Origin of the sequence: Eximiradius sp., assembly GCA_937127445.1 — a bacterium.
Lineage (GTDB): Bacteria > Bacteroidota > Ignavibacteria > Kapaibacteriales > UBA2268 > JAKIZO01.
Map to the genome: position 1 here is coordinate 1 of CAKZLY010000023.1, position 14,536 is coordinate 14,536.

Below are 14,536 nucleotides of genomic sequence, written 5' to 3' on the forward strand. Positions count from 1 at the left end.
GCCATAAGCGTTGGAATTGATGTGCTTACCGGTTCTACGTTCGCACTTATCATATTCCAGCCGTTTACCAACGGGAAAAGTTGTGAAGGAAGATTAGAAACATATCGGAAGCGAATATCAGGTTGGAATGGCAGTGCATCCAAATAAGTGGGTTGATAATAATCGGATGACGCAGAGCGTTGTCGATTATTATTAAGCAAGGAAAAACGCCAAAACGGTGCATCAAAATAATCTAACGGTGCTTGATACGATTTAATAATCAATATTTGTAAGTTATTAACCCCATTATAATAAAACATTGAATTAAAATCAACTTCGAGCCATCCACTATCTAAATTATTGGGGAAATTGCCTTGATAAACTAAAGAATAACCAGAAAGCGAGTAGCTTCCACTATTAAAAGTTTGTTGAGCAGTATGCTTCATATAAATTTGTATACCTGTAATTTGTTCTTTGTTATCGCCAAACCCTTTAAAAAATGCAATAGATTTAAGAAATTTAGCGCTGCCGAGTTCGCTTTGAGTGTAAATCATTTCACAAGTTGAGTAAGAATAATACCTATCTATCGGCTGTGCAACATCATAATCGGTCCCAATACCAATTGATATTGCTGAATCAGCATTCTTAGTAATAAATTTTTTAGAAATCGACCAGGCAGTGGAATCAGTTGCATCTTTCGCACAAACGCGCCACCAATATTGCGTTTGTGGAAGTAGTCCAGAAATAATAACATTATTGGAACTTTCAACAATATTGGAACGAAGATTTGTAAAACTTGAATCCATTGAAATCTGTATTCTATAAGAAATCGCTCCTGCAACAGAACTCCACGAAAGTGTTGGATTGAGAGAAACATTTGTTGAATTATCTGCTGGGAGTAGAAGTTGTGGAGGATTTGAACTTGAAATTTGTGGATTTTGAGAGAAAAATATAATATTACTTGAAACAGATTGATTCGAGAATGCTTGAGTATTTTTAGCATTCAGATCGCACCAAACAAACAAAAATATTATTACAATAAAATATTTAGTTTTCATTCTAACTCCAATTTATTTTCTAACTTTTGAGATAAATTCTTCGACTTCGGGAATACCTCCTTGAAAAATCAAATAGCCATTGCTTGGCTCGCGTTCGGTAATTTCACCAGCTATAGGGGTAAGCATAATACGATGCACTTCGTCTAAATCGTCTGTTTGTCCCAATGCCCAGCCCAATTTAACATAAGCAACTTCTGGAAGCATATTTGCAGTTGGAACAACACCAAGTTCCATCATATCGCGGCCTGTATCGTATACATACATCTGAACGTACCCCCAAAGAGTTTGAACAGTCATATATACAGCAACTTTATTTTCTTTGGCATGTTTCAAAGCTGGGTAAAGTGGTTTATTGACATGTCCCAGACCTGTTCCGGCAATTACAATTCCTCTGTATCCGTTGTCGATAAGGGAATCGATAATATCGGATTTCATATTTGGATAATAGTAGACTATAGCAACTCTATCATCAAAATAAGGGAACAAATCAACTTTTTTATCATTACGACGACGTTTATAATCATTGCGTAAAGGTGTGATTTTTTGACGATTTACCATCGCGAGTGGTATATCACCAATTGTTCGAAAAGTAGAGCGATAGCTTGAATGCATCTTTCTAACACGGGTTCCGCGATGAAGGAGCCCATATTCATCAGAAGTTGGTCCAAACATACAAACCATAACCTCGGCAATGTCGCTTTCGGCAGCTGTTTTAACGCTATGAATTAGGTTCAATGCAGCATCGGACGAGGGGCGGTCGGAAGAGCGTTGCGAGCCAACCATTACGATTGGAACAGGTGAATTTTGTATCATAAACGACAGAACAGCAGCTGTGTGGTGCATAGTATCTGTGCCATGGCCAATGACAATACCGTGAACGCCTTTTTCAATTTCGCGAGCAATTGCTTTAGCGGTGCCAATCCATTGTTCAGGTCCCATATTCTCGCTGAAAACTCCGTAAAGCTTTTCAGTTTCTAAATTGCAGTAATCTGCAAGTTCTGGGACAGAACCATATAATTCACCAGGAGAAAAAGCAGGAATTACCGCACCGGTTCTATAATCAAGTCGGCTTGCGATTGTTCCACCAGTGCCAAAAAGCTTAACCTTTGGTAATTTTGGATTAAATGGGAATTCTTTTTCAGGAATTTTATAATGAGCAATTTTTCTGCCTAAAATTTTAATGTTTTGGATTTTATCTGCCCGAAGACCTATGTTATAACCGCTTGGTAGTTTCAAAACAACATGTTGGTCGTCCGCAGTTTCGGACCGAGGCAGGATAATACCATCGAAAGTCCCATCACTTGTTTCGAGATAGACTTCGCTCCAAACCATAGCATTGAAATTTTGAAGCACTTCGAGCGAACGTCCCCGATAGCCTTTGTAATCTTCGCTATTGCTCATTATTCATCTCCTTTTCAAAATAATTGATTACTTCCTTAGCAACGATGCAACCATCAATCCTACCAAATAGATTCTTCATTACGAGAGATAACGTCAAAGTAATTTTATTTTTTTCGTCATATAGTTTCATTTTCTCAACTTTTTTTGATGCTTGACGAATTTCGTATAATAATTCGGATTGACTACAATGCTGAGGTATCATTTCTTTCTCGAACTTACCGTTATTGCTGGCGATTAACTCTAAAAGATAAAAAATGCCATCTTTGCAAATAAAATTATTTTTGAATAATTCAAATACCTGAATAAAAATATTGCTGTCTAAGAAAGAAATATCTTTGCCTTTTTTCTTCAACTTCTTTGGGAAATTAATTAGAGTAATTGCGGCAAATACTGGCGAAATTCCCATTTCTTCGACAAGAATTTCAAAAGTTTTGGCATATTTCGAAACAGACAAATCCTTGATAATATCCGTAGGAACACCAATAGATTTATACCAAGTTTCCCTTTCCCAAAAGTATTTCGGAAGGTTTTGTTTAATTCGAAGCTTGCGTTCATCTGTAATTTTTTTCGGGGGCAAATCGGTATCGGGATACATTCTTTGCGGACCGGGCAATATTCTCTCAAAACCAGTTGTACCGTCGTAAAGTGCCTGTCGAGTTTCCGAAGGGACGCCAATAGTTGCTTCTTTTGTACGAATAATAATTTCTTTTGCACCAGTATTGGCATCACGAGCATCTCCCCAGACTAATACGAGAGTATCATCATCGCTCGCGGAAACAAATTTACGAACCTTCTGCCATTCGTGGGACGAAAGAGTTTCGCTACGGCTATCGGAATGAGCAATATTTGGCAACACAGAAAGACAAGCAATAACTCTAACTCTATCAGAAATTTCTTTCGAAAAATATGTATCGGTCTGAGTTTGCCAGCGAAGTAACCCACGCCAACCACGAAGAACAACACAATTAACCATTTTACCTTCTGAAATGGCATTGTGAATTGGGGTGTATCGTGTTTTTGTGAGCAGTTTTGTTACATCAAAATACTTAGCTTCAAATGTATCAGAATTTATACCTCTTTTATTTAATTCATCACGAAGATGAAGCAAGTTCCACTGTCGCATAGCTTCGTTGTAAGTAAGAAGAGGTATCATCGGAATTCTGGGAACACCTTTAATTTCGATGCGAGTTCCTTCACGGACGCTAACATTAACATCTTGTCGGGCGGCACCAATACCATTACGAACTTTGCCAGTTGAATTAACAAGACGTCGAAGCAGTTCATTAACTTCTGCAACTTCTTGCGGAGTTCTCATTTCAGGTTGGGTAACTGTTTCGATAAGTGGCATACCAAGCCTATCAGTTAGATAAATTCGTGTATGACCGAAGTCAGAAACCTCTCGGCAAGAATCTTCTTCTAAAGACATTTGAATTATGCCAATAGTTCTATCTTTGTATGGGATAAATCCGCCGACGCTTGTTATTGCTGTTCTCTGGAAACCTGTTGGAATACTACCATCGAGATATTGCTTTCGGGAAATATGGAGTTCATCGACAAGTGAAGCGTTAAGCAAAAGTCCAATTTCCAATGCAATATCCAAAGCTTCTTCATTGATTTCAAATGGTGGAGTATCATCCATTTCATATGTACAAACTGTATCATAATGAATTCTATAAATAATATCTTTTTTTGTTTTGAATTCCATTAAGGCTGTTCCATCGTATTCACCAAGTTCTGAAAGGGTGGGTCGCATATGGCGAAGAATTTCAGCGTGATAAATATCGTTATTGTATTTACCAGCAGGACAACGGCAGAACAGTTTTTTCTCTGTAAGTAATTGTTGGTGAATTTCTAATCCTGATTTAAAACCAATTTCGGCATAATCATCAGGTGTCATTTCGTCAAATGGCTTAAAAAGAAAATCCGACATAAGCAATCCATAAATTGATTAATATATTTATTATTGCAAATTACTTATATTTTTTTGCAATTCAAATGTTTTTGTAAGAACAAATTGGAACTAAATATTTGGAAATTAACAAGTTTTTAATAAAAAAATGTATTAAAATTAAAAGATTTTTTGTATTTTTGCTTTTCTATTTTGAATTGGATGAATTAATTATTAACAATTTGTGGTTATAGAAAATGTTTGATATTGCAAAATTGCGAAATATTGGGATTGCCGCTCATATTGATTCAGGCAAAACTACTTTAAGCGAACGCATTCTTTATTATACAGGGAAAATTCATCAAGTCGTTGAGGTAAGAAGCAAAACTGGTGCTGGACCGACAATGGATTCGATGGATTTGGAAAGAGAGAAGGGGATTACAATCCAATCTGCTGCTACTTATTGTGAATGGAAGAACTATCAAATAAATTTGATTGATACACCGGGTCACATTGATTTCACAGTTGAGGTCGAAAGAGCTCTACGGGTGCTTGATGGTGCCATACTTGTTTTGTGTGGGGTTGCTGGTGTGCAAAGCCAATCTATCACTGTTGATAGACAGATGAGGCGCTATGCTGTTCCAAGAATTGCTTTCATCAATAAAGTTGACCGTGCAGGTGCTAATCCTGATAAAGTAGTAGCTCAGTTAGAAGAAAAATTGCACTTAAAACCAGTTTTATTGACTATGCCAATTGGGATTGAAGATTCATTTGAAGGCGTTATTGACTTAATTAAAATGAAAGCGGTCTATTATCTTGGAAATAATGGTGAAATTGTTGAAGAAAGGGATATTCCAGAACATTTATTAGATGAAGCACAACGCAGACGCACAATAATGATTGAACGTATCGCTGATTTTAATGATAATATTGCAGAAAAATATTTAGCCGAAGAAGAAATTTCAGAAGATGAAATTCGTTCAGCTATTCGTCAAGCAACACTATCGCTGCACCTTACCCCTGTTTTTGTTGGGACTGCAAAACAAAACAAAGGTGTCCAGACACTTTTAGATGGAGTATGTCATTACTTACCGGCGCCGACTGATGTAAAGAACTTCGCGTTAGATTTGGATAAGAATGAAGAGAAAGTAGAGCTAATTGCTGATCCGAAATCACCGACTGTTGCTCTTGCTTTCAAATTGGAGGATGGGCGTTACGGACAATTAACGTATATGCGTATTTATCAAGGAAAAATCGCCAAAGGAGATAATTTAATTAATACATCAAATAAGAAAAAGCTCAAAGTGCCAAGACTTGTAAGAATGCACGCAAGCGAAATGCATGATATAGAAGAAGCACAGGCGGGCGATATTATTGCTATGTTTGGTGTGGATTGCTCTTCGGGCGATACTTTTACAGATGGGAGTGTAAATTTTGCTATGACATCTATGCACATACCAACACCTGTGGTAGAGTTGTCTGTTGCTCCAAAAGAAAAGTCTATGCAAGCAAATTTCTCAAAAGCAATGAATAGATTTCAGAAAGAAGACCCGACATTCCAGGTATATCGTGATGAAGACACCGGAGAGACTGTGATCAAAGGAATGGGCGAACTTCATTTGGAAATATACATTGAGAGAATAAGGCGTGAATATAATTGTGAAGTTGTTGTTGGGAAGCCGAAAGTTGCATATCGAGAAGCTATCACACACCGTGCTGAATTCAACTACACGCATAAAAAACAAACTGGTGGTGCAGGACAATTTGCTCGTGTGGCAGGATATATTGAACCAATTGAAGCCGAAGCTAATAAAGAATTTGAATTTCTCAATAAAATTGTTGGTGGTGTTATTGCTAAAGAATATATTCCTGCATGTGAGAAAGGTTTTGCTGAACAATTAACAGATGGATATTTAATTGAGAAACCTATTGTTGGGGTACGAGTAGAATTGAATGATGGGCAGATGCATCCGGTAGATTCATCCGAAATGGCATTCAAAACTGCTGCAAAAATGGCAATTAGAGAAGCTGTTGCAAAAGCAAATCCAATTATTTTGGAACCTATTATGAAATTGGAGACTTCTGCTCCGGAAGAGTTCCAAGGGACTATAATAGGACAAATCAACCAAAGAAGAGGAATAATTATCAATACAACAATTGAAAATAATTATGCGATAGTTGAAGCAGAAGTTCCTTTGCGTGATATGTTCGGTTATTCAAATGATTTACGAGGTGCAACCCAAGGCAAAGGTGAATTTACAATGGAATTTTTGAAATATGCACCTGTCCCGAAATCAGTTCAAGATGAAATCATCAAAGAATATCAAGAAATAAAGAAAAAAAATTAACACAAAATAAAGGCAGCGGAAACGCTGCCTTTATTTTATCAATTTCTACAATAGTTTATTGAAAGTACAATTTGTCTTGTTATGCCTAAATTACCAGGAACCTCGGTATAATAATAATCAAACAAATTGTATGAAGAAAGTGCAATATTAAAATCAGAAAACTTGTATTTAAGGCTTGCATCAACTAAGTGAATCGGAACGCGGGCATCGAAATTTTTGATTTGAAAGCGAAGTTCATCATCAACACGTTCAGTTTTGCTCTTGTATCGGTAGTCAGCGTTAAGTTCGAAATTATCAAAGACAAAGAAAAATCTTATAATAGAAGAAAAAACTGCGCGGTATTTTAATTTTTTATCGTTTTCCAAATCAATAGGATTCATAACATTAAATGCAAGTTCTGTTCCGAAATAACTTGTAATCATTGATTTTGCATCAAAATCAATACCTGTAACTCTTGCTCTTGTAGTATTTACAAATTGAATTTTGGGAGAAGAATTGGTAATGAATTTGGGTTCAATTAAATTGAAAAGTTCGTTGTTATAAATTGAAAAGTCAAGAATTATAGGGATAGAATTAATAATTAAGGGCAAATTATAGCCAACTTCTATAGAAATACTTTTTTCATTTTTAAGTTTGGTATTCGGAACAACTTCAAAGCCTCGGAAAGCAACTGATGCAAATCTTTCAGCAATGGAAGCAGGACGAAAACCTTTGCCGATAGAGGCACGAACAGTGGAGTTGAAGGCAGTTCGATATGCTAATCCAGCTTTTGGCGAAAATTCAACTTTTGATTTTGAAAAGTTCTTGTGGATCGAATCGGTTTGTTCGGCATCGAATCTACCACCATAAGTAATCACCAAATCGCCGAATTTATTTTCAGCTTGGGAATAAATGGAAATATATTTTTGATGTTGATTCCCATAAATTTTTGCTTTCACACTATTGTTAATATAATTTAGCCCATAGGTTAAATTAACCAAGTCATTGATTTTTGAATTAAATTGAATTTCAGAATTAATGCTCTGAGCAGTCGATTGCCTATATTCATTTCCCGTTAGTTCATTTTGAAGTTCAGTTAGATAAAAACCGTTTTTAAGTGTAAAAAAATGATTAGACGAGATAATTGAACGGAATTCGGCAGCGATAAAGTATTTATTTGATGAGATTTGATTATCGAAATTAGTTGCAGAAGGTGGTCGGGTAGCGCTATCAAGACTATTCCAATAAACCCAGTCATCTCGATATGAACGTGCGAATTGACCTGATAGATTTAGAATAGTGAAATCATTAAAGCTATAGCTAGTTTTTAGAAATAACATTGCTTGCTCTTCTCGATTATATAAACGGTAGCCATCGTCTTTTGAGTAAGAAGCGGAAGAGCTAAAACCAAACTTGTCATAACGTTGAGAATAAGCAAAATTCACTTGACGAATCTGCTGAAAATTATCACTAAAACGCCAACTCTTGTATTTAGGTTTTGTATAAACACCAAAATTAGAATTAGCTGTTAGATACATTTTTTCTTTTGGTTCGCGTGTAATTAAGTTGATTACACCACCCAAAGCAGATGCCCCATAAAGTGCTGATCCTGCACCTTTAATTATCTCGATTTGTTCAATCAAAGGAAATGGAATGGCGTCGCTTTTAATATCTCCATTGTCGGCACTCAGAACAGGAATCCCATCAATAAGCATTATAGCTCTCGAACCTATTCCGAAAGCGAACCCCGAAGAACCGCGTATACTGATATTATCATTATTTACTTCGATAGAAGGGATATATTCTAACGCTCTATCAATTGTTACAATTGATTTTTCGCTAAATATGTTTCCTTTAATAATACTTAATGAAATCGGAACTTCTTGAACTGTTTGAACTTTTTTATTGGCAGTAATTACAACTTCACCTGCAACTAAAACTTTTGGACGAAGGCCAATTTCCAATACCGTATCTCTATTTTCACGAATTAACACATCGAACCTTTGAGTTTCGTAACCGACAGCACTTACAAGGAGTTTATATTTCCCAATTGGTATTGATTTAATTTCGAATTTACCTTCGCGATTAGTAAAACTTCCGATAGATGTACCATCAATTCGCACAGTGGAACTAATGACAGGAAGTTTGGTTTCTGCATCCAAGACTGTTCCCCGCAAGCTACCTTTTGGCTTAGCAAATGCAACACTTGAAAAAAAGAATAAAAGAAGTAATAATTTATATAAAAGTTTCATACATTTCCCTTAAAATGGTTGAGGCAACTTTTTACTGAAGTCAACAATAAAATCTATGTTAATTGTAGTAGGTTTTGAAAAGAATATTTTTTCAGGTGTATAATTAATAGTATCGTTCGAGTATATCCCGACAACATCCCATTCGAATAAAGTACCATATTGGCGAGCTACTACAAGATATGAAATAGTTGCAGGTAACTTGTCAATTTCTATTAAATAATCACACTGATTGTTTCTGATTGGTAATAAGCTTTCAGTAAAAATAGCATTCCCCGTAAGGACTTCTGAAACTATATCCTTCGGAGGATAGTCGTTAAATGCCACAACGCGTAAATCTTTTATTAGTGAATCGGGAGGAAGATTTTCGACAAAGCTGATTTTACCTTTAATAATTGCTTTTTCAGTTGGAGCAAGCCCTTCCTGACAAGAGAGAAATAGGAACATCAATAAAATCAAGTATTTTTTTCTTTTCATAAGCATACTTAAAAATAAAATATATCTAATTTAACGAAATAATAAAATAATGATTTTTCACAAATTGAGTTTATATTTGAAAATATTATTTTAACAAAAGCAAAAATGACGAGAATCAAAGCATATTTAACGTACTTATTGAGATTTTTAAAAATTATTTATTTAATTGACAAGATTAGATTTTACCTTCACAGAATAAGATATCACAAGAAAAATATTAATTTTAAGAAGAACAATCCTGATTTTGTGCTCCCACCAGATTATTTATTATATGAATCATTCAGATTGGATTATGAAAAATATTGTTTAAGCGGTTTGGCAACAGCAAAGTGGTTAAAAACAATATTTGAAAAATATATCGAATTGCAAAATGTAAAAATATTAGATTGGGGATGTGGGCCTGCCCGAATTGTAAGACATTTCCCAAATGTGCTTGGGGATAACAAATTTTTTGCTACTGATTACAATAGCGAAACAATTCAATGGTGCCAGAAAAATATAAAAGAAGTGGAATTTAATCACAACTCTATTGAAGCAAAACTACCATATGACGACAATTATTTTGATATTATTTACGGCCTTTCAATTTTTACACATTTATCTGAGCGCAAACATTATGAATGGGCAAAAGAATTATTAAGAATACTGAAAAGGCAAGGAATATTTGTTTTCTCGACGCAAGGGAAGATTTACTTACCGAAGTTGACCCCTAAGGAACAGAAACAATTCAAAGAAGGGATGTTAGTTGTGAGGAGCTCAGAATATGAAGGACATCGAGTGTTTTCTTCTTTCCAGCCATCAGAATTTATATGGAAATTATTTGAAAATGAAGAAATAGTTGAACATATAGAGCCACCAGCTACATATGAAAACCCATATCCACAAGACTTATGGATTGTTAGAAAAATTTCCAGAAGCCAATAAATCTCTAATAGGTTTAATGTGTTTGATAATAATCAGAATTCCAATAGAAGTTAGAAGTAACTGGAATGTGAAAAAGTTCATTAACAGAGGCATATTGGTGATTTTATAGAGATTGAAGGGAATAACATAAACTATTATAACTGAAAAAGTAGTAGCAATTAAGTTATTAATATGAACGTTAGTTGAAATTAATTTACTAGCAACATAAAATAATAGCAGCCAGAAAAAAACCCAAACGGGATTAATTAGCAATAGCCCCCCAGCAGCTGTTGCGAGTCCTCGCCCACCTCGAAACTTAATAAAAACACTAAAATTATGTCCAATTACCGCAGAAAAAAAAGCAATTGAAAAAAACACATCATTGTTGAAAAGATAATAATTGATAAGGACAGTAAAAACCCCTTTAAGTAAATCGACAAAACCACAAATAATGCCAATATATTTATTACGAGTTATTTCGTAACTATTCATAGCTCCAACATTGCCTGAACCTTCCTGAAATAGGATTTTCCCAGTAGAATACTTGACTATCAAGTAACTTGATGGTATAGCACCGATTAAATACCCAAGCAAAAAGCAAATAAGATAATTCATATTTAATCAAATTAATAATTGATGTATAAAATAATAAAATCAAATGTAAATTTAAACTTTAAAAAGTAGTTCAAAAAAATTAACTTTGTGAATTAATTGAGACAATAATTTATGAAGTCTTTGTTTGAATATCATTTTACTGAATTAAGTGAAGAGATCTTCGAAATAATAATAGAAAAAGATAACTTTTACGTTGAACGAATAATTAGCTTTGGTCAAAAAACACCCGAAGACACGTGGCTTAGGCAGGAAAGAGCAGAACTTGTCTTCCTTCTAAAAGGCTGGGCTAAACTCGAATTCAGAGAAAACGATGAAGAAATTACTATGAAGCCAGGTAATTACATCCTAATAAAACCAAATGAGGAACATAGAGTAAGCGAAACTGCACCAGACGAGGAAACAATATGGTTGGCTATTCATTTTAAGGAATAGCATAGTGATTGAAAGACTGCTAATATTATCTTTTTTAGTTTATCCGTTTGATGGATTTATGTTGTTTTCTATATCTGGTTACGGCGTTAAAATTATCGATGTTGTATTACTTTTATTATATGTATTTTTTGTTATTGAGTTAATTACAGACAAAAAGAAAATAGTAATAAATAATAATATTGTTTTACATTTTATCATTTTACTGATAGTTAGTTCTATTCTATCGGGATTTTATCCGCTATTGTCTGGGAATGCAGAGGCGATTCTTCAGTATTTCAAAACGTTAGTGCATTTTATTTTTGTATACTTTGTAGTTTTTGTGTTTTACGCACACAATTTTTCGGAGAATTTTTGGGACAAATTAATACGCATATTATTGATATATTCAATTTTCATTAATATATTCGGTATTTATCAATTATTTGCAAGATTATACAATTTACCGCTTGCCTGGCTACCAATAAATAACGTATCAATGGTTTACAGAGGTATGTTCGACATGTCGGACATTACACAAATTAGCATTCAATTTATGAATTTGTATCGTGCCACATCGATATTTACAGAGCCATCTTATTATGCAATATTTTTGTCGTCAATATTGATTTTTCAGATTGTTCCCTACATAAGAAAGCAAGAACCATTTATAAAGAATAGATGTGTAAATATTTTAATACTCGTTTTAACTATAATTGCACTTTTGGCAACGTTTTCGATAACTGCAATTCTTTGTGTGTTAGCAATTTTTCTGGGATTAATGATATTTGAGTATAGGAATTTCGCTAAAAAATTTCTCGTAATAGTGATTACTTCTTTAATAATACTAATAATCACAGATTTAATCATAAAATATTATACTGAAACAAGTCCCATAGAACTTTTTTACACACGAATTGAAGGGATATTCAAAACAATTGAAGGCAGCGACCGACAAATTACTGGTGAATCATTTAAATACAGAACAGAAATAATAAAAACTGGATTTGAAATCTGGCAAAAATCTCCAATAACAGGCTGTGGTCTTGGGAATTTTTATCTAAATCAGAATAAAAACATTAATTTTGCCCACGATATTCTTGGGAATGCGTTATCAGAAATGGGATTAATAGGTACAATTGCGATATTAGGTATTTTCTTTAGCATTTTTTACTTTTTAATCAAGTTATATAAAAATCAATATTTTATTGAATTAACAGATTCGGAATCAAGACTATTAGGAGTATTTTTATTTATAATGATACAAACCACGACAGTAAATTTCTTTTCAAGCAGTTTCTTAATATATGCAAACTTGTGGCTTTATGTCGGAATTGCTCTATATCTGATAAACAAAATCAGCAATTCTTTATTTTCTAACAATATTCACTTATGCTTTTATTCTGAAAATATTAGTCAATTTATTAAGTTTATTAAAAATAATACGGGAATCTGATGAAATACTTATTAATAATATTATTAATCGGAATAATTTGTATTTATCTGATTTTTAGAAAAATCACAAAAGCATTATCGAAAATAAATATTTTTTTTAATGAAAGCAAAGTGTCAAATAACATTGATAATAGAAAAAAGTACACAACAAACAACGAAATAATTTACAAAGATGATAAAGTTGAAGTGTTGGTTGGCGAAGCTAAAAGGAAGAAATGAAAATGGATATAACACTTGATAAATCACCTGTTATCGCAGCGATTGATGTTGGAACAAATTCTTTTCACTTAATTGTCGCATCAGTTGATAGAAAGGGTATATTAAATATTATTACACGTGAGAAGGAAATGGTTCGCCTCGGTTCGAGCGGAACCGATATGAAATATTTGGAAGAGGCGGCAATAGAACGCGGCATTGCAACACTTAAAGCTTTTTCTGAACTTGCTCGGTCAGAAAAAGCAATAATAAGAGCAGTAGCAACAAGCGCAGTTCGTGAAGCAGTTAATAAAAACGTATTTCAAGAAAGAGCTCTTAATGAAATTGGGATTGAAATAGAGGTAGTATCAGGAGTAGAAGAGGGACGATTAATTTATTTAGGAGCATTGCATGCATTGCCAATATATAATAAACAAACATTAGTTATTGATATTGGTGGCGGATCAACAGAAACAATAATCGGTAAAGAAGGGAATTTAATTCATGTAAATAGTGAAAAATTAGGTGCTATAAGATTAACCAAACGGTTTTTCGACAATGGCAAATCCAGTAAAGAATCAGTGAAATTATGCAGGGAGTATATTCGTGGCGAATGGGCACCAGAAATCAAAAAAATCAGTGAGATTGGCTTTCAGCTAGTGGTGGGCTGTTCAGGGACAATACAATCTCTTGCAAGAATGGCACTTGCAAGCAAAGGGCAGCAAATACCTGATGTCCTAAATGGGATTACTATTCAGTCGCGAGATTTGTTGGAAGTAATCAACGCAATCACCAGAACAACATCAGTAAAGGAAAGGCAGGCCCTTGCAGGCATTGATGTAGCTCGTGCTGATATAATTATTGCAGGAGCTTTGATTTTCGAGCATTTTATAAAAGAACTGAATATTGATAAAATTTTGATTTCACCTTATGCACTTCGGGAAGGAATAGTCTTTGACACAGTTCAAAAAATAAAAGAGTTAAACGAATATAAACATCTAACACATTTGAGATACCAAACAGTTTTGAATTTATGTCACAAGTTTCAAGTTGATTTAAAGCATTCAGAGCATGTAAGAAACATATCTCTTAAAATATTCGATACAATATCAATTTTTCATAAATTAGAATCAGTTGAGAGAGAAACATTAGAAGCTGCTTCTTTACTGCACGACGTAGGGTATATAATTTCTCACGATCAGCATCATAAGCATAGTTATTATATTATTACTCATAGCGATATGCCTGGATTTACTAATGATGAAGCAGAAATAATCGGAATAATAGCACGCTACCATAGAAAAAGCCATCCTAAAAAAAAGCACCCTGAATTTTCACATCTTCCATTCAAAAAACAGGAAATGGTAAAAGTATTGGCTGGAATACTACGACTAAGCGAAGGGATTGACCGTCGCCGTAAGCAGTATGTCCAAGATATTAACATTAAAATTAACGGCAGAACTGTTGTTATTCAACTCATTCCAACAAGTGATGAATCATATGATATTGAAATCTGGGGTGCAAATCGAAGAGTAGGTTTGCTTGAAGAATCATTAGGGATTAATATTATCATTGAATGAT

The 14,536-nt window shown here is 34.1% G+C and carries 12 protein-coding genes; 6 read left to right on the forward strand and 6 right to left on the reverse strand.

Annotation, left to right across the window (positions count from 1 at the left end; genetic code table 11):
- The 3 genes from AC6QZF_RS07555 to gatE form a co-directional block, all read right to left on the reverse strand.
- A partial coding sequence (locus AC6QZF_RS07555; protein ID WP_499799271.1) for a fibronectin type III domain-containing protein occupies nucleotides 1-1,037 on the reverse strand: 1,037 nt, incomplete at its 3' end.
- Between the two features lie 12 nt (nucleotides 1,038-1,049).
- A complete protein-coding gene (gene gatD, locus AC6QZF_RS07560; protein ID WP_499799272.1) occupies nucleotides 1,050-2,438 on the reverse strand; it encodes a Glu-tRNA(Gln) amidotransferase subunit GatD in 1,389 nt (462 codons plus the stop codon).
- On the reverse strand, nucleotides 2,428-4,368 hold the full coding sequence (gene gatE, locus AC6QZF_RS07565) for a Glu-tRNA(Gln) amidotransferase subunit GatE (protein WP_499799273.1): 1,941 nt from the start codon (nucleotides 4,366-4,368) through the stop codon (nucleotides 2,428-2,430). Before gatE ends, gatD begins: the two co-directional genes overlap by 11 nt.
- Nucleotides 4,369-4,583: 215 nt before the next feature.
- Here gatE and fusA point away from each other — a divergent pair, with 215 nt between their 5' ends.
- Nucleotides 4,584-6,674 carry an elongation factor G gene (gene fusA / locus AC6QZF_RS07570; protein ID WP_499799274.1) on the forward strand — a complete coding sequence of 697 codons (2,091 nt, stop codon included), beginning with the start codon at nucleotides 4,584-4,586 and terminating at the stop codon, nucleotides 6,672-6,674.
- A gap of 38 nt (nucleotides 6,675-6,712) precedes the next feature.
- Here fusA and AC6QZF_RS07575 read toward each other — a convergent pair whose 3' ends face one another.
- Together AC6QZF_RS07575 and AC6QZF_RS07580 are read right to left on the reverse strand one after the other, a co-directional pair.
- Nucleotides 6,713-8,905, reverse strand: coding sequence for a TonB-dependent receptor (locus tag AC6QZF_RS07575; protein ID WP_499799275.1), 2,193 nt, complete (start codon nucleotides 8,903-8,905; stop codon nucleotides 6,713-6,715).
- A 9-nt stretch (nucleotides 8,906-8,914) separates the two neighbouring features.
- The gene (locus AC6QZF_RS07580) at nucleotides 8,915-9,379 is read right to left on the reverse strand and encodes a hypothetical protein (RefSeq protein ID WP_499799276.1); all 465 of its coding nucleotides are present in this window, start codon (nucleotides 9,377-9,379) and stop codon (nucleotides 8,915-8,917) included.
- A 105-nt stretch (nucleotides 9,380-9,484) separates the two neighbouring features.
- Here AC6QZF_RS07580 and AC6QZF_RS07585 point away from each other — a divergent pair, with 105 nt between their 5' ends.
- Nucleotides 9,485-10,303, forward strand: a complete 819-nt coding sequence (locus AC6QZF_RS07585; RefSeq protein WP_499799277.1) for a class I SAM-dependent methyltransferase — start codon at nucleotides 9,485-9,487, stop codon at nucleotides 10,301-10,303.
- On the opposite strand, the gene AC6QZF_RS07590 is transcribed toward AC6QZF_RS07585, so the two are convergent.
- Nucleotides 10,268-10,897: a glycerol-3-phosphate acyltransferase gene (locus AC6QZF_RS07590; RefSeq protein WP_499799278.1), complete on the reverse strand. Its 630-nt coding sequence runs from the start codon at nucleotides 10,895-10,897 to the stop codon at nucleotides 10,268-10,270. The two genes, AC6QZF_RS07585 and AC6QZF_RS07590, sit on opposite strands and share 36 nt — an antisense overlap.
- 111 nt (nucleotides 10,898-11,008) lie before the next feature.
- Between AC6QZF_RS07590 and AC6QZF_RS07595 the strand changes: the two genes are divergently transcribed.
- The 4 genes from AC6QZF_RS07595 to AC6QZF_RS07610 are packed head-to-tail and all read left to right on the forward strand — an operon-like array spanning nucleotide 11,009 to nucleotide 14,535.
- The gene (locus AC6QZF_RS07595) at nucleotides 11,009-11,329 is read left to right on the forward strand and encodes a cupin domain-containing protein (RefSeq protein ID WP_499799279.1); all 321 of its coding nucleotides are present in this window, start codon (nucleotides 11,009-11,011) and stop codon (nucleotides 11,327-11,329) included.
- Nucleotides 11,330-11,333: 4 nt separating this feature from the next.
- Nucleotides 11,334-12,761, forward strand: coding sequence for an O-antigen ligase family protein (locus AC6QZF_RS07600; RefSeq protein ID WP_499799280.1), 1,428 nt, complete (start codon nucleotides 11,334-11,336; stop codon nucleotides 12,759-12,761).
- Nucleotides 12,761-12,979, forward strand: coding sequence for a hypothetical protein (locus tag AC6QZF_RS07605; RefSeq protein WP_499799281.1), 219 nt, complete (start codon nucleotides 12,761-12,763; stop codon nucleotides 12,977-12,979). The genes AC6QZF_RS07600 and AC6QZF_RS07605 overlap by 1 nt, the downstream gene beginning before the upstream one ends.
- 2 nt (nucleotides 12,980-12,981) lie before the next feature.
- Nucleotides 12,982-14,535 carry a Ppx/GppA phosphatase family protein gene (locus tag AC6QZF_RS07610; RefSeq protein ID WP_499799282.1) on the forward strand — a complete coding sequence of 518 codons (1,554 nt, stop codon included), beginning with the start codon at nucleotides 12,982-12,984 and terminating at the stop codon, nucleotides 14,533-14,535.
- Nucleotide 14,536: the final 1 nt, after the last annotated feature.